This is a genomic window from Arthrobacter sp. 18067 (assembly GCF_902706295.1).
In the GTDB taxonomy this organism is placed as follows: domain Bacteria; phylum Actinomycetota; class Actinomycetes; order Actinomycetales; family Micrococcaceae; genus Arthrobacter.
This window is the reverse complement of record NZ_CACSJJ010000001.1, coordinates 431,947-457,551: the sequence shown is the minus strand read 5'-3', so window position 1 is coordinate 457,551 and position 25,605 is coordinate 431,947. Positions and strand designations below refer to the sequence as shown.

The following is a 25,605-nucleotide window of genomic DNA, read 5'->3' as shown; positions in this document are numbered from 1 at the left end:
AGCGGATCGATGCCTTCGCGATTTCCGGACTTCCGGCTCGAAGCCCACTACGCGCGATGGGAGTTCACAGCCAAGTACAATTTGGCGGCATCCGACCTGGAGACACTACGGATCAGCGACCTTCTCGCGATGGCGAGTGACGAGGACCGGGAGGGTTTCGAACAGCTGAGCTTGGGCTACACACCAACGTGGGGCGGTGACAAGCTGCGTGCAGAAATTGCCGCCACCTACGACTCATTGAGTCCGGATGACGTGCTCGTCTTCGCCGGGGCAGAGGAGGCGATCTTCTGGGCGATGCAGGTACTGGCGGGTCCCGGGGACCACGTCATCATGACCGTCCCGAACTATCAGTCGATGGAGACGATTCCTCTCGCGTCCGGGGCGCAGGTCAGCGGCGTGCTATTGGACTCATCCGACGGATGGGGTCTCGACCTTGACATGGTGCGTGCGGCGTGGCGGCCCAACACGACACTCGTCGCCGTCAACTTTCCCAACAACCCGACAGGCGCGCTCCCGGACCCAGAGACGTGGCGTGCGTTGGTGGACCTGTGTGCCGAGCGTGGCGCTCGGCTCTTCAGTGACGAGGTGTATCGCGGCCTGGAACTTGATCGCGATCGCATGCTGACACAGGCCGCTGACCTGGACCCGACGGCAATCTCCCTTAACGTGATGTCAAAATCCTATGGGCTTGCCGGGCTGCGAGTGGGCTGGATCGCCTCACGTGACCACCGGGTCCTGGAACAGCTGGAGCGGCACAAGCATTACACGTCGATGTGCAACTCCGGTCCGAGCGAAGCGCTTGCCACCATCGCACTGAAGAACGGGGAAGCGATCTGGGCGCGAAACCGTGGCCTGCTCCAGAGCAACCTGCCGGTCTTCGAGGATTTCTTCCGCACGCACCAAGACCTATTCGAGTGGAGCCCGCCAGCGGGTGGCTGCGTCACGTTTCCCCGGTACCTCGGTCCGGATGGAGTCGAGGCGATGACGGCGGGGCTCGTAGAGGAGGCAGGAGTGATCCTTCTGCCGGCGAGTCTGTTCCGTTCGGACCTTGCCTGCGTCGCGGATGACCGATTCCGGATGGGACTCGGTCGCACTGATGCCGAGGAAGCCCTCCAAACATTCGACTCCTTCCTCCGACGGTGAGCCAATCCGTTCTCACGGGCTAGCCCACTCGGCGGGTCCTCGGGGGCTGCGCTTGACCGCAGATAGGGAGCGGCTCATGACGGCCATCCTGCACGACAAAGTCCACATGGCTGATGCCGTCAACGCCCGTGACATCACCCCCGAGGAGGCCCCCGCAGACATACAGATTTCATCCTCAGTGCGTGTCCTGCCGGGTTTGTAGGCGGTGTTTTCGTTGGTGTTCCAGCCGGCGATGGTGCCGGCGCCCAGCATTTGGGCTGTAAGTCGTGTGACGCGGGTGGCCGGCACTATCTGGAGGTGTAGAGCGCGAGGCAAAATTCGTCGCGCTGGTATCACGGGTCAGTCAGCTGTTAACCGTCGGGGCGTAGGGATGTTCTGTGCCGGGTTGACACGGGAGATCGATGCGGAATGTCGCGCCGACCTCGTTGTTATCCGAAGCGACACAGAGGAGGCTTTCCTTGGGCCAGAAGACGAGGCTGTGTCCAATGAAACTGCCCGTCCGGAGCGTAAATAGCTTCTGCGTCCGCATTTGTACCCCGAAGTAACGCGCTGCATCCGGCAGTCACTGCCTCAGTCCCTAGGGCAGCACGTTCGCGTTTGACGCTCTCGCCTGGCGAACTGTTCCAGCTCCAAGGAATGGAGCACAAATGCCCACTGCAGTGAGATGGACTGTTCGGCGGGGAGTCATCGTGGTCAGCCGGCGGCGGGGCTATGCGCCCCGTAATGATACGCCGGACGCCAAAGCGATGACCATGTGTCCCCGCCCTCGCCGTTCAAAACCGCCTTGGCAATCTGGCGCAGGTGAAGAGCAGTCTTCTGCCTTCCCGGCGCAATAGGCAACCGGTATCGGCCCTCGAACCGGAATGTGGCAGCTTCATGCCTCACTCGACAAGCTTGCCAGCGACGGAGTCCTCGGTGTGGGCCTCGGCCAAGGCTCGGAAGGAGTCTGGAGCCGGGGCCAGCGTTTCGAAGCTGACGCCTTCGCCTGGGGACCAAACAAAGTTGCCCTGCAGTGACGGATCAAGTGCTGGGAAGTCTGCCCGGTTATGTGCTCCGCGGGTTTCCCGGCGTTCAATGGCACACTCCAAGGTCGCCCGTGCGGCGAGGAGGGAACCCAGCAGATCGTAGGCGTGGGCCAGATCGTCGAACCCCGCGATGTCCGGGTGTGCCGTAACGAAGCGGGCCCGTTCCTCCAGATCGGCCAGCTTCCACAGTCCCTCTTGCAGCCCCTGCTCGGTGCGCACTACACCGGCGTGTTCGGTCATCAGATTGCGTAGCTCACGCTGCAGCCGACGCGCTGACTCTGTACCCTCCCCGTTCAGCAGGCCCTCCATTTCGTTGCGGGCCAGCCCGGCAGCTGCAGGATCCCGACGGACGTCGGTGCGCGAACGTACGTATTCGGCCACATGCCCGCCTGTTATGCGACCGTAGACGAGTAGTTCGATCAGTGAGTTGCCTCCAAGGCGGTTGGCTCCATGCAGTCCCGAGGATGCCTCTCCGATGGCGTACAGCCCGTTCACTCCCGTTCCGTGGTCCTCCGGCGCAACCCAGACTCCGCCCATGGAGTAATGGGCGGTGGGTGCGATCTCGATCTTGGTAGTGGTGATGTCCAGCATTTGAAGGTCGATCAGGGTGCGGTAGACCCGGGGAAGTTTTTCCATGATGGTCTCTCGAGGCAGGTGGGAGACGTCCAGGTAAACCCCGCCCTTTTCAGTTCCACGGCCTTCGGCAACCTCGGTGAATCCGGCAAGCGCAACCCGGTCCCGGGTGGAGAGCTCCATCCTCTCGGCGTCGTAACGTTCCATGAAGCGCTCACCGAGTGCATTGGTGAGGATGCCGCCTTCTCCGCGTGCCGCTTCGGAAACCAATGTGCCTGCGGCGTCGTCCGGCTCAAGCAGGCCTGAAGGGTGGAATTGGACCAGTTCGGCGTCACGTATCCGGGCACCGGCCAGCGCCGCCAGCCTGAAGGAGTCGCCGGTGTTCTCGTCCCGTCGTGAGGAGGTGTGGCGCCAGATGCGCGTGTGGCCGCCGGCGGCGAGGATGACCGCATCGGCGTGGATCTGCACAGGGGTGCCATCAACGATGTCGAAACCATAGGCCCCGAAAATGGTGCCGTCGGCGACTAATAGCCGGGTGACGTACACGGTGTCGATGATGGGTACGTTCAACTCTGCTGCCCGGCGCATGAGTGTGCGCTGGATCTCCAACCCGGTGTAGTCCCCGGCATAGGCAGTGCGGCGGTATTTGTGCGCTCCGAAGAAGCGCTGGGAGATGCGGCCGTCCTCTTCGCGTGCGAACGGCATCCCCCATTGTTCAAGGTCCTCGATACCGCGGGCAGCGTGCCGAGCTACCGTTTCGACAATGGCCGGGTCGGCAAGGAAGTACGATTCACGCAAGGTGTCGGCGGCGTGCTGCTCCCAACTGTCCTCTGGGTCCATTGTGCCCAAGGCGGCGTTGATGCCGCCGGCTGCCAGGCTCGTGTGTGCATCGTGCTTTCTGCGCTTACCCACGGCCAGCACCTGGACCCCCCTCTGGGCGAGTTCAATCGAGGCGCGCAGCCCGGCGCCGCCGGTGCCGATGACCAGCACCGAAGTGGACATGAGACGTTCTGGAGCTGAAGAGAGGTTCATATCAACAACGGTAGGAGGAGAGCTCCGATGTCTCCAATGAATTATCCTGCTCAGGTTGATGCGTTTATGCTATGACCATGAAGTTAGACCAGTTGCGCTCCTTCGAGATGGTCGCTCGCGTAGGGCATTTCACACGCGCGGCCGAGCAGCTGTATCTTGCTCAACCGTCACTGAGCCGACAGATCGCCGCACTGGAGGCCCATCTCGGTACGGCACTCTTTGACCGTCGACCTGCAGGGGTAACGCTGACAAATGCGGGAGAGCTGCTCCTGCCCATTGCCCGCCGCATGCTGGGCGACGCGCAGGCAGCGCAGGACCAGATCCTGGAGCTTGCCGGATTGCGCCGCGGCCGCGTTCGCCTCGGTGCCCCACCGACGTTGTGCGTTTCACTGGTGGCCGATGTGCTGGCCGCTTTCCGCAGAGCTCATCCGGGAGTGGAGTTGCACATCACTGAAGGCGGTTCGCGTTTTCTGGTTGAGGCTCTCAACGAAAGCACACTGGATCTGGCCCTGGTGGTCACACGCGGAACAGACCCCTCTGTTCCGGGCACCGAGTTGGTCCCGCTCCTATCCGAGGAGCTGGTGGTCATTTCCGCTGCCACATCAGGGTCACCGGAAGAATTCACACTAGAGGAACTTGCTCGCATGCCGCAGGTCGCGTTCAACCGCAGTTATGAGCTGCGCGTGGCGACCGATGCTGCGTTCTCCGCGGCCGGATTCGAGCCCCTGATTGCCGTCGAGGGTGGGGAAATGGACGCCGTACTTCGGTTCGTGGAACGCGGGCTGGGCGTGGCGGTGGTGCCGGCGATGGTGGTCATCGACCGGCCCGGGCTACGCAGTGCACGCTTGGTGCGTCCCTCCCTGACTCGGACCGTCAACCTTGCCCGACGCAACGACGTCGGACCCTCGGCGGCTGCCGCCGCAATGCAGCAGTTCATCTTCGCCACTGTGGACCGGCTCGCGGCACCTGGTACCGAGCTGTCACGCCTGGTCACTGCGGCGCCACTTGATTGATGGAAGGGGCGAGGTACCCGCCATATACCGGCGACTTTGGAGCGCGCATCAAGTCCAGCACTGAAACCCACGCCCACGCCGGAGTCCGCGCCAATGACGAGATCCGGGTAAGCGGCAACCAAATACGGACCCGCGTCATGGTGGCAGGGGCAAACCTTGGCGAGACCCAGTCCGGGAGGGTTGAGGCGGTTCCCAGGGAACAGTTTCGAAGCGTTGTCCGCCCATCTGGGCGCTCGGGACCAGGGGCGGCCGGACTGGCTCGCTGGGGAATGCCGTGTGCGCTTCTCCAGGACGCATGGGAGTGTTCAAGTATGTGCAATACAGACATAGGAAATCATCATCAAATGAGAAATCTTTCTTGCTTTTGTGTGAAGTGAATCATAGGCTTGAGGCACGAATCAAACAACGCCGGAGGCAAGTAATGTTGCGCATCGTTGGACAACCCGCAGAAGGACGTTCCCGCAGCAGTCGGTTCATGGCCGGCACGGGAAGCCATTGCCCGATCAGCGGCATCTGGGCCCCGGCCGGGGACATGGGCCAGAGTCTGCAGGTTTTGGAGGGAAGCATCATGCCAACGCATGGCGACTCGGCCGTCGACTGGCAATTGGTCCAGGGCTTGAAGCGCAGTGACCTACGTAGCTGAAGCCCGGGCCAGGCGGCGGGCAACGCCGGCACGGCCCCGCTTAAGCCATCTGGAATCGCGGCTCGCTGAGTCCAGGGTGACGCGGGCACGCATCGACAGTCACGTACGCATGCTGCTGAACCGGCGAAATGAAGCCATAGCCCTGGCATTGGCGGACAAAGTCTCTTTGTCCGCTGTTTCTGCTGCAGTGGGAATCCGGGCAATGGATGTGAAGCGACTCGGTGGCGCCTACCAGGACCTCCACTTTTCGGGCGCCAGGCAGGAGTGGCACCTTTCCGCGCTGGACGGAATCGTCCGCCAGCTTGATGCTGCGTTGAAGGATAAGGAAGCCAGTGTCCAGAGGCTCTGCTGGGATGTCAGGGAAGGCCTGGAATCGGGTTTCATGGACATTTTTCGTATCTCAGCCCTGACGGCGCTGCCAGCCGAGCGCCTCCGCGAGCTGATGCGGACCGGCTCGGGTCACTAGTTCCGCTCACCCCCCCAACTATCCTTGCGCGCGATCCTCGCTCCAGCCCTTGAGGGCTCCTTTGAGGGCGGAGATGAGCCGGGCGGTTACTTGGTCTTTGGTCAGCCCTACCGTGTTGATGAGATCCAGGATTTCACGCGGGTCAAAGAGGATGTTCCACAAGAACATCGCTTCGTCACCGATAGGCGGCAATCCCAATTCCTCGACGGCCTCGCGCAGGGGGCGTTCCAAGGCGTCGGCCTGGACTGTCAGGTAAAAGGCGCCTGTGCGCAGGCGGGCGAGGTAGCCTTCGCCGGAACGTGTGTAGAGCATCGCTCCACCGTGGCGGGTGACCAGGTCAACCCACTTGCGGCTCACCGCGGTCAAGAGCTCGACGCCGGACATCTCCTGCTGCTTCAGGCTGTAGTCGCGCAATTTCTCACCGACGCCGAACCGGTACTCCGCCAGGATGTCCTCGACTGAAGCGAAATGCCTGTAGGCGGTGGCAGTGGAGATCTCCGCATGCTTGGCGACATCGGTCATGCTGATGGCTCCGCGCCGCGACGCGAAAAGCTGTCCCGCTGCCTTGACCAGTTGTCTGCGGTTGCGCTGTGTGTCACTACGCATTGATGGGTGCCCTTTCGTCAACTCATAGCTTAGGTCCTGGAAGCGGACCAACCCGTCAGGGCGGCAGTGAAAGTCCTGACCAGCCGGGCCGATGCCTGCTCTGCTGTGAGGTCAAGGCTCCCGATGAGATCACAAACTTCCCGAGGGTCGAAGAACCCGTTCCAGAGAAAGAGCGCCTCATCGCCAGGGTGCTGGATTCCCAGGGCCCGGCACGCTTCTTCCAAGGGCCGCTCAAGTGCTTCGGCCTGGACGGTCAGGTAGTAGGCGCCTGACCTGACCCGCGCGAGGTAGCCTTCCGCTGAACGCGTGTGGACCATGGATTCCCCGTGCTGGACCACCAACTGCACCCACTTGTGGCAGACGGCATTCAGCAGTTCCAGGCCGGCTGCTTCCGCCATGCGGCTGAACTCCAGAAGTTCCCGGCCCACTTGAAAGCGGTACGCCGCGAGCACGTCTTCTACAGAAGCGAAGTGGCGGTAGGCGGTAGCTGAAGAGATGCCGGCTTCGGCGGCGATTTCGGAAATGGTAGCCGAACGGCCGGCCCCGAAGAGCCGGCCGGCCGCGTCCACCAAAAGCATCCGGTTTCGCTGCATATCGACGCGCAGCCCGGCCGGTGGATCGAGAACTGTCACAGGTGCCTACTTGAGTGCCGAGAGGCCGGCAGCAATGCGTTCGACGCCCAGCGAAATCGCATCGGCGCTTGCCGCGTAGGAGAGCCGTAGGTGGTGTTCGCCGCTGCGTCCGAATTCGCTGCCCGGACGGACTGCCACGCCAAACTCGCGCAGGTGGGCCACCATTTGGGCGGCCGGCATGTCGATGTCGTACTTCGGGAAGAGGTAGAACGCTCCTTCGGGGGAGCTGACCGTGAGGCCCGGAATCCGGCTAAGGCCCTCGAACATCAGTTCCCGGCGTACGGCGTAAGAGGCATGCATGCGCTCGATGTCCGGCCCGCAGGTCTTCAGCGCAGTCAGGGCTGCCAGTTGCACGGCGGTGTTCATGGAACCGTTGAACGTGTTGTGGACGCGTGCGGCGGAAGCGATGACATCCGCCGGACCCCATAGGTAGCCGACGCGCCAACCGGTCATGGCGTAGCTCTTGGAGAACGTTTGGCAATAGATGGTCCTGCCGGCCAGTCCAGGGATCTCCAGTGCGGACGTGAAGGGCTCGGGCGTGTACACGAGGTCGCTGTACGCCTCGTCGGAGAGAATCAGCGTGGCCGTGCCTGCGACCATATCTGCCAAGGCTTCGAGCTCCTGGCGTGAGTGGACGATGCCGGTTGGGTTGGAAGGGTTGCAGAAGACGAACATCTTGGCGCCCTCAAGGGCAGCGGCCAGTGCCTCGAGATCCCAGTGGAGGTCATCGGCTAGCGGGACGGGCACTGTGATGCCGCCGGCCATGCTCACCAAGTCCGCGTACAGCGAGTACGTGGGATCGGGGATGACCACCTTGTCTCCGGGATTGACGATGCCCAGGATTGCTGCCGACAGGCCGGCGGTTCCGCCCTGGGTAATGAGCACGTCGCCGGGGCTGGCCACTTCGCCGAGAAGCTGGCCGATACGGGCAGCCAGCTCCTCGCGAAGCACCAGCTCGCCGAGCAACGGCGAGTAGTGGGTATGTCCCTCTTCCAGGGCGCGGGCAGCTGCGGCGCGAACCTGTTCGGGGGTGTCAAAGTCGGGTTCGCCCATGGCCAGCGACACGAGGTCGCCCTTGGATTGGGGTTGCTGGACGCGCAACGACGTGCGCTGGACGCGCAGCACGGCCTCGGAGGGCTGGAAAGCTGCGATGGCGGTGGCTGGTTCGAGGGTCATGACAGTCCTGCTTCGAGTCGTCGTTGGGAGGGTGGCGGCTTTGCCGTGTGCGTAGAGGTGGCGTGGTTTCACGGGCGGGGCAGATCATCCGCGGGCGCACCGGCCCAGCGACTGATTTCGATGTCTCCGGAGGTGTCACGCTGCACCGTGGGAGCGATGACCAGCTCCTGCACCACGGTCCGCTGCGGCAGCGTCGCCACCAAATGAATGGCCCGGGCAACGTCCTCCGGTTGAACCATGGCCTCGCGTTCTTCCGTCTTCGGCGGGCGCGCCCGGTTATCCAGGATGGGAGTTGCTGTTTCGCCGGGAAGGATGGTGATGGCACGCAGGCCTTCGTTGCGGAACGTGTTGTGGAGATAGGTCATGAAGTTCCGGACCGCAGCTTTCGCAGCCCCGTAAGCTGCACCGCCCAGCAGGTTTGGATTGACCGCAGCCAGCGACGAGACCGTGATGATGGTCCCTGTATTCCGGGATAGCATCCCGGGCAGAACCGCCTGGGTGAGGAGATAGACGGCGTTGAGGTTGACGTCCAGGACCTGGTTCCATTCCTCCTGGCTGATCCAGCGGACGTTCAGGACCTTGCTGGCACTTCCCGCGTTGTTGACCAGGATGTCCACGGGGCCGAGCGTCCCGCCAACCCACGCCACCAGGGCGTCCACGTCGTCCTTGGACGCGATGTCCGCGGCCCGCGCATGGGCGGTGCCGCCGTCGGCCTTGATGGCTGTGGCAAGTTCTTCCAGGACGGAAAGCCGGCGGCCCACCAGCACCACATGTGCTCCCTCGGCCGCGAGCAGTTCCGCTGTCGAGCGGCCCATGCCGGTGCCTGCGCCGGTAATTATGGCGACTTTGCCTTCGAGAAGTCCCATGGTTCCGTTCCTGTAGTTCGTCTTTTTGGATGAGAGTGGAATCACATATGCGAAAAGTTTCTCATTTATCCCATCGGATGGTCAAGTACCCCGGAGCCTGAAATGCTCACGCCGCGGCCTGCGCCGGGATCCGGCGGGAGTGATGCGGCAGATCGATGGCACCAAAAAGGCTCCGCACCCGCGTTTCCAGTGCGTTGAGCAGCCGCTGGGCCTCGTGCTGGCTATCCACGGCTTCTTCCTGGCTGACCCAGCGGAACGTCATTCGCTGGCCGGGACGGGCTTGTCCCAGCATCGGCAGGGATGCCTTGGTGGCGAAGGCAACGATAGGGTAGCCGGCGGTGAGGGTCCGGTAGCGGCCCAGGATAATGAGCTCGTCCCCGTGCGGAATCTCGAAGGCACCGATCGGCACACCATGGGACACAATTTCCCCCAGCCCTTGGGGGTGCACCACAGGACCATCCAGCCGCAGGCCCACGTGATTCGACTTGGCCGTCACCGTGTATTCGCGCGAGGACAGGAGTTCCCTGATTCCGTGGGCCGCGTCAGTTTCCGGACCTTCGACGATATCGATGGTCCACAACGGACGCTCGAACGAGGGGATCGGCACTGGCAGTCGGAACAGGGGCTGCGTGAGGTAGGGGTGCTCAAAGCCGGCGTAGGACGTTTGCAGTTCCACGTGGTCCCCGGCTGAGATCTGTTGTGGGAATCCCATGCGGGCTTCGGGGGCAGAACTGCCCATGAAGTACCCGGTGACCAGGGTGCCGCTGAAGGCGAGGTAGTTGCGCATTCCGCCGCGGGCATTGGCGATGACCACCCTGCCCTTGGCGGGAACGCAGATTGGTTCCCACATCTGCACCTTGCCACCGTTGACGGTGACGTCGGCGGGGGCTCCGGTGACAGCGATCAGGACCGGCTTGGAGGTGGTAAAGGAAAACCTGCCCCCCATGATCTCGATGCCCGTGGCTGTCCGTGGATTGCCCACAAGGATATTGGCCACGGAAGCGGAATGCTGGTCCGCGGCACCGCCGCACGGAACACCCAGGGCTTCTGACTGCTCCCGGCCAAGGTCCTGGAAGGTGGCCAACCAGGCGCCCTCGCGCACCTTGATGGTGATGCTGCGCTCGGCTGCGGACATCAGTGGTTCCCCTCAATGACATAGGAATCCGTCCGCAGGAATTGCCCTTCCAGCCGCTCCCATTCGCTGTCCGGGACTACCTTGAACCTGACAGTGTCTCCGGGCTTGAAGGACGTTGGAGGATCTTCCCGGATATCGCAAATGGTCAGGGGAGTGCGCCCGATGACCTTCCACCCGGTGGGGCCGGGAAACGGTTGGATGATGGCATTGGTACCGGCCACCATCACGGAGCCGGGGTCAACGTTGGTTCGTGGCTCCTTGCAGCGGCTGACCTGTCCGGGAAACTCCACGCTGCCCATCATGGGTGCCATGGCGGAGGCCAGTAGGTTGATGGTCAACTCCGAGTCTTCCAAGTGCCCCAGGACGGCCTCCGTGCTGATGCCAAGTTCGGCCGCCACGTCCGCCAGATCCGGAGCGAAGGAGTCGTTGACCACCATGGGGATGACGAAATGCTTCCCGTCGTGGGCTTGCCTGTCGCCGGTGGAACTTCGGCTTGTCGCTGCCAGCCGGATGGTTTGTGCCAGCTGGCCGTGGCTGACCGCGAGGCAGTCGAATTCCACCAGGATGGAATCCACGCCGGCCACGACGTCGAGCAGACCGTGGGGACGCACGTCCAGCAGGATTTCGCGGAGCTTCCGGCTCCCTGATTGACGTTCGTCGACCGACCCGGTTGCCAGACTGACCATCAGTGCCGAGTCTCCGAACGGGACTGCCTTGATGGCGGCAAAGTCCGGTGCAGGGCTTGGCGGCTGTCCGGGAGCTGGTTGCGTACTCATGTGTCCTTGGCTTGTTGGTGGTGGGTGGTGGGCAGCCGTTGCTAGACCGTGGCCATGCGCGCCTTTTCGGCCAAAACTTCCTGCAGTCCGGTTGCTTTGACGCCGGCCCGGTCCAAAGCAGCTCGAAGGGCAGTGCCGTTCTCCAGGACCTGCGGGTGGTCGCCGTGGAGGAGCACGACGTCGGCATCATGGCCCAGCGGTACCACCTTGCCGGTGACTGCACGCACGGTGCCTTCGGTGACGACCTGGACCACGCGGCGCCCGATTTCTTCGGGGTCGTGGAGGAGTGCGCCCTCGGTGTTGCGGGAAACGGGCATGCCGTCGTCGCCGTAGCCGCGGTCGGCAAGGAATACGTAGCCCACGTCAAGTCCGCGCTTGCGGGATTCATCGGCCAGCAGGCCGTTCTGGCAGATGACGATGTACGACGCATCGTAGGCCTTGATGGCATCGGTGATGGCGCGGGCATGCTTTGCATCGGTCTGGGCGATGCTGCCCATACGGCCGTGCGGTGCAACGTGGCTGATCTTCCCGCCATGGATGCGGGCGAAGGCGTCAAGGGCGCCGATCTGGTAGAGGACGTCCGTGCGGATTTCCTCTTCGCTGGCTTCGATGAGCCGGCGGCCGAAGCCCACCAGGTCAGGGTAGCCGGGGTGGGCTCCCAGTTCGATGCCGCGGTCCACGCAGGCCTTGACGGTGGCGTCCATGACCCGCGGGTCTCCGGCGTGGAATCCGCAAGCGATGTTGGAGGCGGTGACCAGGCCCAGCAAGGCGTCGTCATCGCCGATGGTGTAGTTGCCGTAGCTTTCGCCGAGGTCTGCGACGACGGCGACTGAGTTGATGCCCAAAGTGACTCCCAATGGTTCTCGTTGTGGTGCTTTATGGTCCAACGACGGCGGCCGGTCGGCAATGGCGGCAGGCCGGTCGGCAATGGCGGCAGGCCGCCGTCGTGCGTGTCTTGTTAGTTCATAGCGAGAGGCTGTCCCTTGGTCTCCTTCAGGAAGAAGATGGAAACCAGTGTGATGATGGCCGTTCCGATCGCGGCGTAGGCCGGGACCATGCTGTTCCCGGTGCTCTTGATGAGCTCGGTCATCACCAGGGGGGCGCTGCCGCCGAAGATGATGGTGCTGATGCTGAAGCCGATGCTGTAGGCGCTGTAGCGCACGGTGGTGGGGAACATTTCGGTCAGGACGGTGTGGACCACGGCGGCGTGGCCGGAGAAGGCAATGGCCATGACGACGGTTGCTACGCAGGCCAGTGTCATGTTGCCGGTGGTGATCATGGCGAACATCGGGTAGGAAACTACTGCCATGAGTACGGCAGAGAAGGTGAGTACGGGCTTGCGGCCGATGCGGTCGGACAGGCGGGCCATGAGCGGGATGGAAATGATGATGGCCACGAGGCTGACCGCGGTGACCATCAGGGCCTGGAGCATGCTGAAGTTGTTGCCGCTGCCCAGCTGGGTCTTCAGGTAGGTCGGCATGTAGGCGAAGAGCAGGTAGTAGCCAGGGCCATTCACGGCTGGCAGGAAGATGGTCAGAGCGATGGCCTTGAGGTGGCGCTTGGAGGTGAAGACTGCGCGCAGGGGGTTTTTTTCAACAACGTTGCGTTCACGCAGGGCTGCGAAATGCGGGGTGTCTTCCATCTTGGAGCGGATGTAGAAGCCTACGTAACCCAAGGGGAGCGCGAACAGGAACGGAACACGCCAGGCCCAGGCTTCCATGGTGGCGTCGCCCAGAGTGGTGATGAGCATAGCGGAGAAGCCGCTGCCGAAGAGCAGGGCGCAGAAGGAGCCGACCGCGATGAAGCTCATGGAGTAGTTGCGGTGCTTGTCGTGGGCGTACTCGCCGACGAAGGCCATGGCGCCTGCCACTTCGCCACCCGCGGAGAAGCCCTGCAGGATGCGGAAGAGGATCAGGAGTGCAGGGGCGGCCCAGCCGATCACTGAGGAGGACGGGATGAGGCCGATGCAGGCCGTGGCTCCTGAGATGAGGAGCAGGAGGACGGCGAGAAGGTTCTTGCGGCCCAGCTTGTCGCCGAGGTAACCGGCGATGACGCTGCCAAAGGGGCGGGCCAGGAAGCTCACCAAGAAGCCGACGTTGGTCAGCAGGAGTGAACCCAGGTCCTTGGAGCCCATGATGTTGATGGCCAGATAGGTGGTGAGTAGACCGTAGATTCCGTAGTCGTACCATTCCACGAAGGAGCCCATGGTGCCGGCCAGGGTTGCCTTGCGCACCACCTTGCCGTCGGCTGTGACGACCTTGATTTGAGCGGTGTTCAGTGTCACTGATTCCGTCGATGTGTTAGTCATTGCGGGTTCTCTCAGTCTAAGCGGGGTCCCGTGGGGGAGTAAGGGAGGACTAGCTGTATTCGCGGGTGATCTCGGCGGTCATCTCTGCTTCGTGGATTGCCACGGCCTTGACCAGTTCGAGGATTTCGGCTGCACGGGCCTGGGGGATGATGACGACGCCGTCATCGTCTGCGGCGACGATGTCACCGGCGGAGCACACGATGCCGCCGATGGCGACCGGTTCGCCGATCACGCCGGGGCCGTTCTTGAACGGACCGGCCGGGGTTGTGCCACGGGCGAAGACCGGGAACTTGATCTCGGTGATGGTCGCCCGGTCGCGGATGTAACCGTCGATCACAGCGCCCGTTGCCCCTGCGGCCTCGAATCGTTGGGAGAGCTGTTCGCCGACCAATGCGCGGTGTTCGTGGCCGAAGCCGTTGATCACCATGATGTCGCCGGGCTCGATGTAGTTGAGGGATTCGATGACGGCTGCGTTGTCGCCTGCCGCGCCGAGGACCGTCAGTGCAGAACCGACGCAATTGGCGCCGGCCCAGACCGGGTTGATGTTTCCGTCCACCAAGCCCAGGCGCTCCATGGCATCGCCGATGTTGGCTACCGGGAAGGCCTCGAATGCGCGGACCAGTTCGCGCGGCGGGCGGGTCCACTGTGCCTTACGGACTGTGAGCTCGAGTGTCGTTGCCATGTGTTCCACCTTTGGTTGGTCCGGGTTGCGGATGAGTTGAACGCCTTGAGACGCCAATCACATATGAGAAAAGTTTCGCGTTTCTTTCGTCGATCGTCAAGCCCTGGTTGTGTCCGACGTGTAAAACATGGGCGTGGCGGGGCTCACTTGTGGGGGAACTCACAAAAAACCGTTGACTTGTGGGATCCAATTAGAGAAACTCTTCTCATTCGCGAAAGATATCGCATATCAATTCTTCAGGTTTCCGCCAGATGCGCCCGCATCCGCAATGGCATGGCTACCGGAGGCAACCAGGAGGCTCATCCCTATGCAAGGACGTTCGACTTTTATGGCAGCGGCGGCGACCGTCACCGCTGCCGCGTTCCTTTTGACCGGTTGCACCACGGGCGGTCAGGCTTCCTCCGGCGGCACCGGTGGAGCAATGTCCACCGACACCATCCGGACGGCCCTCAACGCCGACCCCACCACCTTCAACGCGGCCAAGGCAAACGCGAAGGACGACTACGAGGTAGCGCGATTCTTGTTCGACACCGTGGTCCGCAGGGATGCCGATGGGAAGTTCATCGGTGGCTTGGCCACCGAATGGAAGTCCACCGCCTCTGAAGCCACGCTGACCATCCGCAAGGACGCTACGTGTGCAGACGGTACAGCCATCACGCCCAGTATTGTGGCCAAGTCCCTCAGCTACTTTGCCGATCCTGCCACCAAGAACAACTTCGGCAAACTCGTCTTCGGTCCTGGCCAGCCCTCCATCACAGGTGACGACGCCGCAGGTACCGTGGACATCAAGCTCGCCCAACCGTGGTCCGAACTCATCGGCGGCCTGACGCTGGCGCAGACCGGCATCATCTGCCCCGCCGGACTGGCGGACCTGGACGGCTTGGCCAAAGGCACCGTCAAGGGCGCCTTCTCCGGGCCATACACACTGACGAAATCCAGCCACGGCGTCAGCTACGACATGACACTGCGTGAGGACTACAAGGCCTGGCCTCAGTGGTCCAAACCGCTGGAGGGAATCCCGGCCAAGACCGTGCGGTTCTTCCCGGGCGTGAACAAGACCACGGTGGCCAACCAGCTGCTGACAGGCGAGATGGACGTTTCGGACATCGCCCCCGCTGATGTTCAGCGCTTCGAAAGCAACAAAGACTATGCCGTCACTACGGTCCCGTTTGCCGGCATCTTCCTGCTCTTCAACCAGCGCGAAGGCAGCCCCTTCACGGATCCCGCACTGCGTAAAGCCGTTGCACAGCAGATGAACCAGCAGGCGTTCAACTCTGCTGCCTATGCCGGCAAGGGCATCACCTACAACTCGATCGTCGCACCTACTGTCCCGTGCGTACTTCCCGATAACTCAAGCCTGACTCCTGAAGATGCTGCAGCCGCAAAGGCTGTCCTGGCAGGCAAAACGTTCAAGATGGTGGGCACCACCAGCATCGGCCCGAACGGCGCAGGCAGCACGTACGTTCAAGAGGCGCTCCGTGCTGCGGGCGCAACCGTGGAACTGCAGCTTGTGGACAACGGAACCTGGGCCACGATGACCCAGACCAAGCCCGAGACCTGGGACCTCACTGTTCAGGGTGACGCGAACTTCGTTGGCACGGTGGCAGCATCCCTGACCCGCATAGCCGGTGTTCCCCCTGAAAAGGGCGGCCGCAACATCGGCGGCGGCGAGAATGCGGACATCGTCGCGGACATCGCCACCGCTCAATCCGCTACCGATGAAGGGGCCCGTTGCGACGCTTACACGAAGGCGCAGAAGAGCATCTTGAACGATAACGACATTGTCCCGTTCGTCGGCGAGCCGCAGATTGTTGCCCAGCGCTCCGGATTCTCCATCCAGGCACCGTCGGGAATCGTCGACTACGCCACCATGCGCATCACCAAGTAGCAGAGGCTTCACGATGACTGAACCAACCATGCTCTCCAAGGAAGTACAGATCCTTGAGAGCCAAACCCCGGGGGCCGCCAAAGGCCCCCGGGGCGGGGCACTGAGCCTTTCCCCCTGGGCCGACTACGCCCTTCGCCGCGCCGGTGGTGTCCTCCTCTCCGTCGCCCTGCTCGTCGTCGTGACCTTCTTCATGGTTCCGCTCATACCCGGCGATCCCGCGGTGGCTGTGGCAGGCGCTGATGCCACTACCGAGCAAATTGAGGCCATCCGCACCAGCCTTGGCCTGAATGATCCGCTCTATATGCAGTTCATCAACTACGTGGGCGGACTCTTCACCGGAGACCTGGGGGAGTCCTTCGCCTACAGCACCTCCGTTTCGCAAATCATTGCCACCAAACTCCCGTTCACCGCTGAGCTTGCGGTTCTTGGCATCATTCTGGTCCTCCTGGTTTCCGTCCCTGCCGGCATGCTGGTAGGCATCCTCACCCGGGGTGGCCGCAAGAAGTGGCTCGACGTGTCCTTCGGAATGCTGACCGGCTTCTTCCAAGCGGTTCCGCAGTATGTTGTTTCCACCATGCTGGTGGTGGTCTTCGCCATCATTCTCAAAGTCCTCCCGGCAGCCGGTGCCGCTTCGCTGAGTGCCCTGATCCTGCCCGTGGTTGGTCTCTCGATAGCTCCTATCTGCTCCATTGCCCGCGTGGTTCGCCGCGAGACGTCAACGGTGCTGGAACAGGACTACCTGAGGACGGCCCGCGGGTGGCGGCTGCCGTCACTGCGCCTCTACGCCCGGCACGCCCTGCCCAACCTGCTCACCACGGCACTCACGCTGGCCGGACTCATTCTGGCAGGCATGCTCGGCGGGGCCATCATCGTGGAAAACGTCTTCAACTGGCCAGGACTCGGCCGGGAAATCGTCACCGCGATCGTCAACAAGGACTACCCCGTGATCCAGGGCATCATCCTGGTTCTTGGCTTCCTGGCCATCGTGCTGAACCTACTGGTTGACGTCATTCTCGGCCTCATCGACCCCCGTACGCTCGGAGGAAAGTCCAATGGCTGAGACAGCCCGTCCCCGCCGCAGGTTCCGCTGGACCACCGGCCTCATTGTCGGCATCGTGATGATGTCCATCATGGTCCTCACCGCCATCCTCGCGCCGATGTTCCTCTCAGACGCCGCGGAAAAGCTCACGCCCCAGGCCTCACAGGGCCCAAGTGCTGAGCACTGGCTGGGTACCGATGACTTCGGCCGCGACGTCCTGGCGCGGTCCTTGGTAGCCACGCGTCTGACGCTGCTGATGACCGCAGCGACTACGGCGATTGCCGTCGTCGCCGGCATCGCCATTGGTACCGCCGTGTGGCTAGCACCCCGCCGCGTCCGCGCTGCAGTCTTGCGCGTCATCGAAGCAGCCGTCGCCTACCCGAGCCTCATCTTCTCCCTGCTGATCGCCGCAATTTTGGGCCAAGGCACGTGGTCTGCCGTGCTGGCCATTTCCATCGCCAGCATCCCGGCGTTTGCCCGGCTCACTGCCAATATGGCTGCTTCGATTTCCCAGCGAAACTACGTCTCCACGGCACGGCTGCTCGGTGTGTCCGGGCCCCACATCATCACCAGGCACCTGCTGCCCAACATGGCCGAACCGCTCCTGGTGCTGACTGCCACGGTTTTCGCCACCACCTTGATCGACCTGTCCAGCCTGTCCTTCATCGGCCTCGGCGTGCAGAACCCTGAGTATGACTTCGGCCGACTCCTGAATGAAGGACTCGTCAATATCTACTCCCAGCCGCTCCAAGCCGTGATGCCTTCGATCATGATCACCATCACCGGCCTGAGCGCCATGCTGATCGGTGACGGCCTAGCCGCCGCCACCGACCCCCGCGGCGGCCGGAAGTTTGGCAGTTTACGCAAGGCATCAGAGGTGCCGGCGTCACTGCGTGCCGATACCGAAGCGCTGGTGGAGGTGGACAACCTCACCGTCACCACGCCGTCGGGCGTTCCGTTGGTCAAGGGCGTGTCCCTGAGCATCCACGCCGGTGAAGTGGTGGGCCTGGTGGGGGAGTCCGGTTCCGGAAAGTCCCTCACCGCCATGTCCATCGCAGGGCTCCTGCCGGAGGAGCTGGGTGTCAGCGCCAAGACCATGCGCCTTGGCGGGCTCAACCTCCTGAAGAAGAACAAGCCACGTGAATTGGCCACGTCCATTGGACTCGTTTATCAGGACCCCGGAACCAGCTTCAACCCTGCCCTGCGCATTGGTTCCCAGCTGACCGAGGTGAGCCGGGTACATCTGGGCCAGTCCCGCAACACCGCATTTGGCCGCATGGTCAAAGCCCTGGCAGACATCAGAATCACCCAGCCGGAAAAGAGGATGAAGCAACACCCGCACGAACTGTCCGGCGGCATGCTGCAACGCGCCATGATCGCCTCCACGTTGGTCACGGACCCGCGGCTGATCATTGCCGACGAACCCACTACGGCGCTCGATGTCACCGTCCAGGCCGACGTCCTCCGTCAGTTCCGCACCATCAACCGCGAAATGGGCACAGCCATGCTCTTCATTTCGCACGACATCGGTGTTGTCCAGGCCCTGTGCGACAAAGTCATCGTGATGAACGGCGGCAAGATCCTGGAGAGGCTCACGGGAGAAGAACTCGCTGCCGGCAAGGTGAAACATCCCTACACCAAGGCACTCCTTGCCGCGACGCCGTCCATCGCCGAGCGAAAAGCGGAGCTCGTCACTGTATCTGCCAAGGACTTCGCCTTGGACGAAATTTACGACGACGAACCCGCCGGTGGTGGGGACGTCACCACCAGCCCGGGTACCAAGGAGACCACCAAATGAACGCATCCCAAAGCCAGCCGGTTTTGGAGCTGAAGGATGTCAAAGTCACCTTCGGTTCCGGTCGCTCGGCCGCCACGGTCCTCAAGGGAGTTAACGCCAGCATCCACGCAGGCAAGACGCTGGGGATCGTGGGCGAATCGGGCTCGGGCAAGTCCACTATGGCCAAAGCCATTGTGGGGTTGGTGAAGCCCAACGGCGGACTGATCTCTTTCTCGGGACGTGACGTGACCAAGATGTCCGGTGCCGAGCGACGCACCATGCGCCGGGCGGTCCAGATGGTTCCGCAGGACCCCTATTCATCACTTAACCCGCGGCGGACCATCGGGCAGACCCTGGCGGAGGCCATCGATCCGTTGCGGGCCAACCCGAAGGAGCACAGCGAGAAGATCACCCATTGGCTCTCTACCATCAGGCTGGATCCGGAGGTGGCCGAGCGCTATCCGCACGAGTTTTCCGGTGGGCAGCGGCAGCGCATAGCCATTGCGCGGGCTTTGGCCGTGCAGCCGAAACTGATCATCGCGGATGAGATCACCTCGGCCCTGGATCTCTCAGTACAGGCGGAAATCCTGAACCTCATAGGCCGGCTCCGGAAGGAACTGGACCTGACCATGGCCTTCATCTCCCACGACCTGGACGTCGTGCACCATGTCAGCGATGAAATCCTGGTCCTGTTCCACGGCGAAGTCGTCGAGCAAGGCGATGTTGATGCGGTGTACGGGAACCCGCAACACCCCTACACGCGCCGACTGATTGACTCGGTTCCGGGTGGACCTGGGTTCGACATTGGCGAGCGGCGTGTGGCTGCAGTTCCCTAGAACAGCGGCCAGGGCACCGCCGGCATCCCACCGCTCGGGGCCGGAAATCGATCTGCCAAGCGCAGCCGGGCGCAGCGTGCGGCGAGCGATTCGATTTCTTCTGCGCTGAGCAAGTCCGCCAGAGTTCGGCCCAGCCCGCCGTTAAGTCCTTCGCTGACTCGGTCGATACCGTCGCGCTCTTCGGCGGTCAAAGCGTCGCCCAGCCATCCCCATAGCACCGTGCGCAGCTTGTGGTCACTGTGAAAAGTGAGCCCGTGGTCCACGCCGTGCCGGTGTCCGTCCGCCATGGCAAGAATGTGGTCGCCTTTTCGGTCGGCGTTGTTGATCACCATGTCGAAGACCGCCATGCGTCTGAGCGCCGGGGAGTCTTCGTGAACGAGCGTGACCAACCGTCCGTTCTCATCCCGTCCCTCCAGAACGTGTTTCCAGCCTGTCTCCGGTGCCTTGTCCGTTGCGACCAGGTTCACGGCGCTTTGGGCGGGGTCTTGCTCCTGCCAGAGCTGCACCATTCCTTCGCCCAGGGGGCCATCGCGCAGCCAAGTTTGCGGCACGATGTCCCAGCCGAGGAACTGCGAAACCAGATAGGCAGCCATCTCCCGGTGGGCGAGGTTTCCGTCGGGAAAATCCCACAGCGGACTTTCGCCGGCTATTGGTTTGTAGACGACTGGAATGTCGCCGATGCTGCCCAGGAATGTAGCGTTTGAGGCCGTCGTGATGCGGCCGGTGAGCGTTAGCTCGGCGGTCACCAGGTCCAGCGCCGGCATCAGGCCTCAGGGAAGGTGCAGTCGTGTCCGTCCGCGTCCACGGGGTAACCGCACAGCGGGCATGTTGGACGCCCTGCGCCCACAATCTCGCGGGTGCGTTTGGCGAACGCGCGGGCGGTGCCGACCGGCATGCGCACCAGCATCATTTCGAGCTCGTCGGCGCCGCTCGCATCAAGCGGTTCGTCGTCGTCATCAGTATCGGCATCGGTGATGGGGTAGGCCTCCATGACGACCTGGGCCGTGGTTGGATCCCAATCCAGGCTCATGGCGCCGGTGCGAAATTGCTCCTGGGGAGCCTCGAGTGGCTCATTGTCGACGAGCTCAATGGGAGTACCCGTGGGAACGCTGAAGGGGTTGCCCTCGATGGTGATGAGCTGGTCGAGAATTTCGTCGATCTTCTCCGCGAGCAGAGCCGACTGCTGCTTCTCGAGGGCAATACTCACGATCTTCGTCCCTGCGCGCACCTGGAGGTAGAACGTGCGCGCTCCTGGAAGGCCAATGGTGCCGATGACAACCCGATCAGGCCAGGCAAACTCGTGAACGCGTGTAGGCATGTCAATATTTTAGGCACACGAGGTTCATGCCGTCTTCTGCCCTGCACCGCCGCCCACCGGCGCATCACCGGAACGGATGCCGTTCGACAGCCACGACAGATCACCCGCTTCGGTGTTGGTCGCGTAGACGCTCGGCCGGCTGGCGCCGTAGTTCACGATCGATACGGAGGCGGGGCCCACGCTAATACGCTGGAACAGGTCAAGGTGCATGCCGAGTGCGTCGGCGAGGATTGACTTGATGATGTCACCGTGGCTCACGGCCACCCACACAGCCCCTGGTCCGTACTCGGCTTCAAAGTCGGCATCGTGGCGTCGAATCGCTGCCACCGCCCTGGCCTGCATGGCGGCCATGGATTCACCGCCGGGAAAAACGACGGCGGACGGTTGCGACTGCACCACGGACCACAAATCTTCGCTCGCGAGATCACTGAGCGCCCGGCCCTGCCACTGGCCGTAATCGCACTCGGTGAGATCGCTGTCGACCGGCGCGTACGGCGTGCCGGCCTGGCGAGCGAGGATGAGTTGGGCGGTCTGCTGGCAGCGTTCAAGAGGGCTCGACACCACCCCGATTACTGGCACCGCTGCGAGCCGGTCTGCCGTCAGGGCCGCTTGTTCGCGGCCCATCTGGTCGAGGCTGACGCCGACGGCCCGCCCGGCCAGCACTCCAGTGGCATTGGCTGTGGTGCGGCCGTGCCGCACGAGAATAACTGTCGCCATCCACCCAGCCTAACCACCCGCCCGATGGCGGCTGTAACCGTACCTGCTCGCGGACCGGGGAACGGTCCGGCATGCCCCGCATTGCCGCCGACGAACGCGGACGCTTCTACGGCATCAAAGGCCGGAATCTCATCCGCAACGATGTCCGCGGCCAGCGTGCTCGGGAGGCCCTCAGACGACTGATTGTCCAGTGGTGGTCCCGCCAGCCGGCGACAGTCGCTTGGCTTGAACGCTTGAGGCGCCTGCTCTTGCCTGTGGTGCGGTGAACGTGCGCGAAATGCGCGGGCGTTGGTGCGCATCGGAACAAAGCAGCAGATCGGCCCTGCGGCCTGGTGCCAGTTGTCCGCGATCCTGCAGACCCGCGGCCGCTGCAGGTGCGGCAGTGATCATGCCGATCGCTGCAGGCAGTGTGGCGTGGCCTAGCCTTGCCAGTTCGAAGGCTGCCGGAAGCAGGCTCGACGGCAGGTAGTCGGAGGCCAGAATGTGCAGGACGCCGTGCTGTGCCAACTCTGCGGCAGAAACATTGCCTGAATGGGAGCCGCCCAGCAGGATGTTGGGTGCCCCGGCTACGTTGGCGACGCCTCGCGCGGCCGCATGATGGGCTGCCTCAAGAGTGGTAGGGAACTCGGCGATGGTGGCGTGCCGGGCGATCAGATCATCGATTTCGTCCGGAGAGGTGGGGTCATGCCCCATGAGCGTGATGGACCCGTCTGCGGCCAGGCTGCTGAGCCACGTCAGGGTTTGCTCCCTGAGCGGAAACTGCCCATCCCTCTCGGCCACCAGCAGGTCAACGTGATGCCTGGCCCCGGCTGGCGTCATCTGCTGGGCTTCCTGGAGCCACCGTTCCATGACCGAGCGGTCCTTGTACTGGCCTTGTCCGGGAGTGTGGTCCTCGTAGGACACCAGCGGGGTTCCGGTGTGGCCGGCGATTTGCCCCCGAAAGAGTTCAAGGCCGCCGGGGCACCGTACATCCAGCCGGTGCAGCACCCGATGGTCGATCCTCGGATCGGGGTAGGCCTTTAGCGCGTGCTGTATTTCAGGTGCCCGTGGGGACTTGATGGGGATGCCCACCGCTGACTTCAGCTGGAAGGACATGGCGTGGAAGGCGGTGGTGACCCCGGCCGCGAGCAGGTTGCTTTCGGCGGCGTGGAGTGCCAGCGGAACGGGAACGACGGCGCCGGGCCGGGGCCGGTATTCCCTCGCCAGGGCGTCGCTGTGGACGTCGACTAGCCCTGGCAGGCAGAGCTGTCCGCGACCATCGACGTCGGCCCGTGTTCCGTTACGGTGCGGGCCGATGTCTTCGATGACGCCGCCGGATACGCTGATCAACTGGTCCTCGAGGATGCCCTCGGGTGTGACGGCCCGGACATGGCCCAAGGTGTAGCTGTTCAGCATTGGCCGAGCTCCGTCACGACGTCAAAGACGTCAGGCCTGAGGTAGCTCTCCACGTACTCCAGCTTTCTCCCGGACTCCGAGCAGGAGATCAGGCCGCGCAGCAGGATCTGTGGCGGCCTTCCCCTGAGTCCCAAGGTTTCGGCAATATCGCTGGTGGGAGATGAGAGGCGGCTTTGGCTCCATTGGCGGTGCGGAGAGTAGCCGTAGTGCCGGCGGAGGATGCCGTCCAACGATCCATCGGCCGAAAGGACGGCGGCCAGGCGGGGGACGGCGGCGGAGGGCAGGACAGAGACGGCCGTGCTGACGGGCATGTCGTCGATGTAGCGAACCCGCTCCAGGACGGTGACTTTGGAACCCGCGTCAAGCCCCAGGATGTCGCGTTCCTCCGGGGTCGCTTGCCGTATCGCGGGCTTGGAGTTCACGGTGCGGGGGTCTGCTCCCGCGGCCCGGACTGTCTGGGTGAAGGACGGGGCGAGGTCTCGGCTGATCCGGTACTCAAACCGTTGGGTGCGGAACGTGCCGCTTCCCTTCACTTTGCGGATAAGCCACCGGCGCTCCAACTCGTCCAGGGCGGCGCGGATGGTTTGCCTGTTGACACCGAAGATGTTGCCAAGATCGTGTTCCGACGGCAGGGCCCGATTGGCTGGAACATCAGAGAATTGCTCCATGATCTGTTGGGACAACTTGAGGTATATCGGCTCGGACTGCATGAGGGAATCATAGCCTGTTTGCCAGCCGAATTCCCGGATCAATAAGGGATTAATGGCTGATGAACAATCGGCAAACGGCCCAGAATCTGTCTATACAGATTACTTTTTAAGGGCATGCTGGATGCAGCTGCACTGCGCGTGACTAAACATCGCAGGACCAAACATCCAGGAGTACCAACAATGATCAAACTCGTATGCCTCGACATGGCCGGGACAACTGTCCAGGACGGCGGCGTCGTCAAGGAATCCTTCCTTTCCGCCGTTACCGACATGGGCCTCGCAACCGGCTCACCGGCAGCCCGCGATGCCGTGCAGTACGCCCTGGACACCATGGGCCAGAGCAAGATCGATGTCTTTATGGAGATCTTTGGCGGCGACTCCGCGGCTGCCGGGAAAGCCAACAGCATGTTCGAGGCCGCCTACGAACGGAACATCGACTCGTTGGGAGTCAGTGAGATCTCCGGTGCCGCCCAAACCATCAGAACCCTCAGGCAGGCCGGAACGAAAGTGGTCCTGACCACCGGATTCTCACCTGTCACCCGGGATCGTCTGATCTCCTCCCTGGGGTGGGGCGACCTGGTGGATGACGTGCTTTCCCCCGCAGATGCTGGCCGGGGACGCCCGGCACCGGACATGATCCTGACGGCGATGCTGCGTTTCGGGATCGACGACGTCCGCGAGATCGCCGTTGCCGGCGATACCACCAGCGACCTGCTGGCCGGAACGCGTTCCGGTGCGTCTGTAGTGGCCGGCGTACTCACCGGTGCACACACCAGGGAAGACCTCCAGACCGCACCGCACACCCACATCCTCAATTCCGTCACCGAACTGCCCGGCGTCCTGCTTTCCTAGGCCGCGCCCCTCACCAATCCTCCAGAACAGGAATTCCAATGAACTTCAAAGCCCTGACCGCCTCAGTAGTTGGCTTGGCGAGCATGGTGCTCCTCTCGGGATGCGCCTCAGCCAACGAGCCCCAACAGTCAAACGGGTTCCCTTCGGAGATCGTCATCGGTGCGATCCCGAATGAGAACAGCACTGACCTCACCGGAACCTACGAGCCCTTGATCAAGATGATCGAGGCCGAAACCGGCTCCAAGGTCAAGCTCCAGCAGGCCAGCGACTACGCGGGAATTGTCGAAGGAATGATCGCAGACCGGGTGGACATTGCCTTCCTCGGCCCGTTCTCCTACGTGATAGCCACAGCCAACAAGGCGGACATCCAGCCGCTTGGCGCTTTGACCAAAGCAAAGAACACACCCGCCGGTTACTACTCACTGGGGATCACCCAGGGCAGCAACGACGCAGTGACCGGAATCGAGGACTTCGCGGGCAAGGACACCTGCTTCGTTGACCCGGGCTCAACCTCCGGCTTCCTGTACCCCTCGGCCGGGCTGATCAGTTCGGGTGTCGCCTCCAGTGGCAAGGAATCCGACATCAGCAAAGCGCTCAAACCGATCTACGCAGGCAGCCACGATGCCTCAGCTTTGTCCGTCAAGAGCGGGCAGTGCGAGGTGGGCTTTGCCATGCAGTCCATGGTGGAGGACACTCTTCCCGGCAAGGGGGAACTGCAGGCCGGCGAGCTCAAATCAGTCTGGAAATCCGAGATGATTCCCGGCTCTGTCTTCGCGGTTCGCAACAAGCTCGGCGATGACACTGTGGCCAAGCTGACAGCTCTGTTCACTCAGAAGGCCAACGCCGAATACTTCGAGTCCCAGGGATTCTGCACAGGCAAGGAATGCCTGATTACAGGCGAACATGCCTGGGGTGTGGTGAAGGCCGGCGACGCCGACTACGACGGCATCCGCAACGTCTGCCTCACCACCAAGTCCGAAAAGTGCGAGCCGTGACC

At 62.8% G+C, this 25,605-nt stretch carries 26 protein-coding genes; 11 read left to right on the top strand and 15 right to left on the bottom strand.

The annotated features are described in order from the left end of the window. Positions 1-9: 9 nt before the first annotated feature. Both GVL04_RS01945 and GVL04_RS24805 read left to right on the top strand, forming a co-directional pair. Positions 10-1,143, top strand: a complete 1,134-nt coding sequence (locus tag GVL04_RS01945; RefSeq protein WP_159698708.1) for an aminotransferase class I/II-fold pyridoxal phosphate-dependent enzyme — start codon at positions 10-12, stop codon at positions 1,141-1,143. Positions 1,144-1,219: 76 nt separating this feature from the next. After that, positions 1,220-1,345: a hypothetical protein gene (locus GVL04_RS24805; RefSeq protein ID WP_268825338.1), complete on the top strand. Its 126-nt coding sequence runs from the start codon at positions 1,220-1,222 to the stop codon at positions 1,343-1,345. A 679-nt stretch (positions 1,346-2,024) separates the two neighbouring features. Here the strand turns inward: GVL04_RS24805 and GVL04_RS01940 are convergent. Next, positions 2,025-3,773 carry an L-aspartate oxidase gene (locus GVL04_RS01940; RefSeq protein WP_159698705.1) on the bottom strand — a complete coding sequence of 583 codons (1,749 nt, stop codon included), beginning with the start codon at positions 3,771-3,773 and terminating at the stop codon, positions 2,025-2,027. A gap of 71 nt (positions 3,774-3,844) precedes the next feature. Between GVL04_RS01940 and GVL04_RS01935 the strand changes: the two genes are divergently transcribed. From GVL04_RS01935 to GVL04_RS01925, 3 genes are all read left to right on the top strand, one after another. Further along, a complete protein-coding gene (locus GVL04_RS01935) occupies positions 3,845-4,786 on the top strand; it encodes a LysR family transcriptional regulator (protein ID WP_159698702.1) in 942 nt (313 codons plus the stop codon). Beyond that, positions 4,786-5,163: an NAD-glutamate dehydrogenase domain-containing protein gene (locus GVL04_RS24905; RefSeq protein WP_369122334.1), complete on the top strand. Its 378-nt coding sequence runs from the start codon at positions 4,786-4,788 to the stop codon at positions 5,161-5,163. The genes GVL04_RS01935 and GVL04_RS24905 overlap by 1 nt, the downstream gene beginning before the upstream one ends. A gap of 249 nt (positions 5,164-5,412) precedes the next feature. Then, positions 5,413-5,895 (top strand): hypothetical protein, encoded by a 483-nt coding sequence (locus tag GVL04_RS01925; RefSeq protein WP_159698696.1) that lies wholly within the window; start codon positions 5,413-5,415, stop codon positions 5,893-5,895. An 18-nt stretch (positions 5,896-5,913) separates the two neighbouring features. Here GVL04_RS01925 and GVL04_RS01920 read toward each other — a convergent pair whose 3' ends face one another. The 9 genes from GVL04_RS01920 to GVL04_RS01880 all read right to left on the bottom strand — a co-directional run bounded on the left by GVL04_RS01920 (position 5,914) and on the right by GVL04_RS01880 (position 14,076). Beyond that, positions 5,914-6,501 carry a TetR/AcrR family transcriptional regulator gene (locus GVL04_RS01920; protein ID WP_159698693.1) on the bottom strand — a complete coding sequence of 196 codons (588 nt, stop codon included), beginning with the start codon at positions 6,499-6,501 and terminating at the stop codon, positions 5,914-5,916. 29 nt (positions 6,502-6,530) lie between these two features. Further along, positions 6,531-7,133, bottom strand: a complete 603-nt coding sequence (locus tag GVL04_RS01915; protein ID WP_159698690.1) for a TetR/AcrR family transcriptional regulator — start codon at positions 7,131-7,133, stop codon at positions 6,531-6,533. 6 nt (positions 7,134-7,139) lie between these two features. Beyond that, entirely contained in the window at positions 7,140-8,309 is a 1,170-nt protein-coding gene (locus GVL04_RS01910; protein ID WP_159698687.1) for a pyridoxal phosphate-dependent aminotransferase, read from the bottom strand. 68 nt (positions 8,310-8,377) lie between these two features. Continuing rightward, positions 8,378-9,175: an SDR family oxidoreductase gene (locus tag GVL04_RS01905; RefSeq protein WP_159698684.1), complete on the bottom strand. Its 798-nt coding sequence runs from the start codon at positions 9,173-9,175 to the stop codon at positions 8,378-8,380. A 106-nt stretch (positions 9,176-9,281) separates the two neighbouring features. Beyond that, positions 9,282-10,310, bottom strand: a complete 1,029-nt coding sequence (locus GVL04_RS01900; protein ID WP_159698681.1) for a biotin-dependent carboxyltransferase family protein — start codon at positions 10,308-10,310, stop codon at positions 9,282-9,284. Next, a complete protein-coding gene (locus GVL04_RS01895) occupies positions 10,310-11,086 on the bottom strand; it encodes an allophanate hydrolase subunit 1 (RefSeq protein ID WP_159698678.1) in 777 nt (258 codons plus the stop codon). The genes GVL04_RS01900 and GVL04_RS01895 overlap by 1 nt, the downstream gene beginning before the upstream one ends. A 41-nt stretch (positions 11,087-11,127) precedes the next feature. Further along, positions 11,128-11,931, bottom strand: a complete 804-nt coding sequence (locus GVL04_RS01890) for a LamB/YcsF family protein (protein WP_159698675.1) — start codon at positions 11,929-11,931, stop codon at positions 11,128-11,130. Positions 11,932-12,044: 113 nt separating this feature from the next. Further along, a complete protein-coding gene (locus tag GVL04_RS01885) occupies positions 12,045-13,394 on the bottom strand; it encodes an MFS transporter (protein ID WP_159698672.1) in 1,350 nt (449 codons plus the stop codon). Positions 13,395-13,443: 49 nt separating this feature from the next. Beyond that, positions 13,444-14,076 carry an RraA family protein gene (locus tag GVL04_RS01880; protein WP_159698669.1) on the bottom strand — a complete coding sequence of 211 codons (633 nt, stop codon included), beginning with the start codon at positions 14,074-14,076 and terminating at the stop codon, positions 13,444-13,446. Between the two features lie 307 nt (positions 14,077-14,383). Between GVL04_RS01880 and GVL04_RS01875 the strand changes: the two genes are divergently transcribed. From GVL04_RS01875 to GVL04_RS01860, 4 genes are read left to right on the top strand one after another with little or no spacing between them, the layout of a single operon-like run. Next, positions 14,384-15,964 (top strand): ABC transporter substrate-binding protein, encoded by a 1,581-nt coding sequence (locus tag GVL04_RS01875; protein ID WP_159698666.1) that lies wholly within the window; start codon positions 14,384-14,386, stop codon positions 15,962-15,964. 13 nt (positions 15,965-15,977) lie between these two features. Further along, positions 15,978-17,024 carry an ABC transporter permease gene (locus GVL04_RS01870; protein WP_235036123.1) on the top strand — a complete coding sequence of 349 codons (1,047 nt, stop codon included), beginning with the start codon at positions 15,978-15,980 and terminating at the stop codon, positions 17,022-17,024. Beyond that, a complete protein-coding gene (locus tag GVL04_RS01865) occupies positions 17,017-18,801 on the top strand; it encodes a dipeptide/oligopeptide/nickel ABC transporter permease/ATP-binding protein (protein WP_159698663.1) in 1,785 nt (594 codons plus the stop codon). The genes GVL04_RS01870 and GVL04_RS01865 overlap by 8 nt, the downstream gene beginning before the upstream one ends. Further along, positions 18,798-19,616, top strand: coding sequence for an ABC transporter ATP-binding protein (locus GVL04_RS01860; RefSeq protein ID WP_159698660.1), 819 nt, complete (start codon positions 18,798-18,800; stop codon positions 19,614-19,616). The genes GVL04_RS01865 and GVL04_RS01860 overlap by 4 nt, the downstream gene beginning before the upstream one ends. Here the strand turns inward: GVL04_RS01860 and GVL04_RS01855 are convergent. The 5 genes from GVL04_RS01855 to GVL04_RS01835 all read right to left on the bottom strand — a co-directional run bounded on the left by GVL04_RS01855 (position 19,613) and on the right by GVL04_RS01835 (position 23,756). Then, positions 19,613-20,380, bottom strand: coding sequence for an SCO1664 family protein (locus GVL04_RS01855; RefSeq protein ID WP_159698657.1), 768 nt, complete (start codon positions 20,378-20,380; stop codon positions 19,613-19,615). The two genes, GVL04_RS01860 and GVL04_RS01855, sit on opposite strands and share 4 nt — an antisense overlap. Next, positions 20,380-20,934: a DUF3090 domain-containing protein gene (locus GVL04_RS01850; RefSeq protein ID WP_159698654.1), complete on the bottom strand. Its 555-nt coding sequence runs from the start codon at positions 20,932-20,934 to the stop codon at positions 20,380-20,382. The genes GVL04_RS01855 and GVL04_RS01850 overlap by 1 nt, the downstream gene beginning before the upstream one ends. Before the next feature lie 24 nt (positions 20,935-20,958). Next, a complete protein-coding gene (locus GVL04_RS01845) occupies positions 20,959-21,651 on the bottom strand; it encodes an MSMEG_4193 family putative phosphomutase (RefSeq protein WP_159698651.1) in 693 nt (230 codons plus the stop codon). A 171-nt stretch (positions 21,652-21,822) separates the two neighbouring features. Next, a complete protein-coding gene (locus GVL04_RS01840; RefSeq protein ID WP_159698649.1) occupies positions 21,823-23,046 on the bottom strand; it encodes an alpha-D-ribose 1-methylphosphonate 5-triphosphate diphosphatase in 1,224 nt (407 codons plus the stop codon). Next, positions 23,040-23,756, bottom strand: coding sequence for a GntR family transcriptional regulator (locus GVL04_RS01835; protein WP_159698646.1), 717 nt, complete (start codon positions 23,754-23,756; stop codon positions 23,040-23,042). The genes GVL04_RS01840 and GVL04_RS01835 overlap by 7 nt, the downstream gene beginning before the upstream one ends. Before the next feature lie 180 nt (positions 23,757-23,936). On the opposite strand from GVL04_RS01835, the gene GVL04_RS01830 reads away from it, so the two are divergent. Both GVL04_RS01830 and GVL04_RS01825 read left to right on the top strand, forming a co-directional pair. Beyond that, positions 23,937-24,608 carry a phosphonatase-like hydrolase gene (locus GVL04_RS01830; RefSeq protein WP_159698643.1) on the top strand — a complete coding sequence of 224 codons (672 nt, stop codon included), beginning with the start codon at positions 23,937-23,939 and terminating at the stop codon, positions 24,606-24,608. 38 nt (positions 24,609-24,646) lie between these two features. Continuing rightward, complete coding sequence (locus tag GVL04_RS01825; RefSeq protein ID WP_159698640.1) at positions 24,647-25,603, top strand: phosphate/phosphite/phosphonate ABC transporter substrate-binding protein; 957 nt, start codon at positions 24,647-24,649, stop codon at positions 25,601-25,603. Positions 25,604-25,605 lie beyond the last annotated feature (2 nt).

Bases quoted from the DNA above. Each gene is read 5' to 3' on its own strand.
- GVL04_RS01945 (WP_159698708.1), top strand. From the start codon at position 10: ATGCCTTCGCGATTTCCGGACTTCCGGCTCGAAGCCCACTACGCGCGA.
- GVL04_RS24805 (WP_268825338.1), top strand. From the start codon at position 1,220: ATGACGGCCATCCTGCACGACAAAGTCCACATGGCTGATGCCGTCAAC.
- GVL04_RS01940 (WP_159698705.1), bottom strand. From the start codon at position 3,773: ATGAACCTCTCTTCAGCTCCAGAACGTCTCATGTCCACTTCGGTGCTG.
- GVL04_RS01935 (WP_159698702.1), top strand. From the start codon at position 3,845: ATGACCATGAAGTTAGACCAGTTGCGCTCCTTCGAGATGGTCGCTCGC.
- GVL04_RS24905 (WP_369122334.1), top strand. From the start codon at position 4,786: ATGGAAGGGGCGAGGTACCCGCCATATACCGGCGACTTTGGAGCGCGC.
- GVL04_RS01920 (WP_159698693.1), bottom strand. From the start codon at position 6,501: ATGCGTAGTGACACACAGCGCAACCGCAGACAACTGGTCAAGGCAGCG.
- GVL04_RS01910 (WP_159698687.1), bottom strand. From the start codon at position 8,309: ATGACCCTCGAACCAGCCACCGCCATCGCAGCTTTCCAGCCCTCCGAG.
- GVL04_RS01905 (WP_159698684.1), bottom strand. From the start codon at position 9,175: ATGGGACTTCTCGAAGGCAAAGTCGCCATAATTACCGGCGCAGGCACC.
- GVL04_RS01900 (WP_159698681.1), bottom strand. From the start codon at position 10,310: ATGTCCGCAGCCGAGCGCAGCATCACCATCAAGGTGCGCGAGGGCGCC.
- GVL04_RS01895 (WP_159698678.1), bottom strand. From the start codon at position 11,086: ATGAGTACGCAACCAGCTCCCGGACAGCCGCCAAGCCCTGCACCGGAC.
- GVL04_RS01885 (WP_159698672.1), bottom strand. From the start codon at position 13,394: ATGACTAACACATCGACGGAATCAGTGACACTGAACACCGCTCAAATC.
- GVL04_RS01880 (WP_159698669.1), bottom strand. From the start codon at position 14,076: ATGGCAACGACACTCGAGCTCACAGTCCGTAAGGCACAGTGGACCCGC.
- GVL04_RS01875 (WP_159698666.1), top strand. From the start codon at position 14,384: ATGCAAGGACGTTCGACTTTTATGGCAGCGGCGGCGACCGTCACCGCT.
- GVL04_RS01870 (WP_235036123.1), top strand. From the start codon at position 15,978: ATGACTGAACCAACCATGCTCTCCAAGGAAGTACAGATCCTTGAGAGC.
- GVL04_RS01865 (WP_159698663.1), top strand. From the start codon at position 17,017: ATGGCTGAGACAGCCCGTCCCCGCCGCAGGTTCCGCTGGACCACCGGC.
- GVL04_RS01860 (WP_159698660.1), top strand. From the start codon at position 18,798: ATGAACGCATCCCAAAGCCAGCCGGTTTTGGAGCTGAAGGATGTCAAA.
- GVL04_RS01855 (WP_159698657.1), bottom strand. From the start codon at position 20,380: ATGCCGGCGCTGGACCTGGTGACCGCCGAGCTAACGCTCACCGGCCGC.
- GVL04_RS01850 (WP_159698654.1), bottom strand. From the start codon at position 20,934: ATGCCTACACGCGTTCACGAGTTTGCCTGGCCTGATCGGGTTGTCATC.
- GVL04_RS01845 (WP_159698651.1), bottom strand. From the start codon at position 21,651: ATGGCGACAGTTATTCTCGTGCGGCACGGCCGCACCACAGCCAATGCC.
- GVL04_RS01840 (WP_159698649.1), bottom strand. From the start codon at position 23,046: ATGCTGAACAGCTACACCTTGGGCCATGTCCGGGCCGTCACACCCGAG.
- GVL04_RS01835 (WP_159698646.1), bottom strand. From the start codon at position 23,756: ATGCAGTCCGAGCCGATATACCTCAAGTTGTCCCAACAGATCATGGAG.
- GVL04_RS01830 (WP_159698643.1), top strand. From the start codon at position 23,937: ATGATCAAACTCGTATGCCTCGACATGGCCGGGACAACTGTCCAGGAC.
- GVL04_RS01825 (WP_159698640.1), top strand. From the start codon at position 24,647: ATGAACTTCAAAGCCCTGACCGCCTCAGTAGTTGGCTTGGCGAGCATG.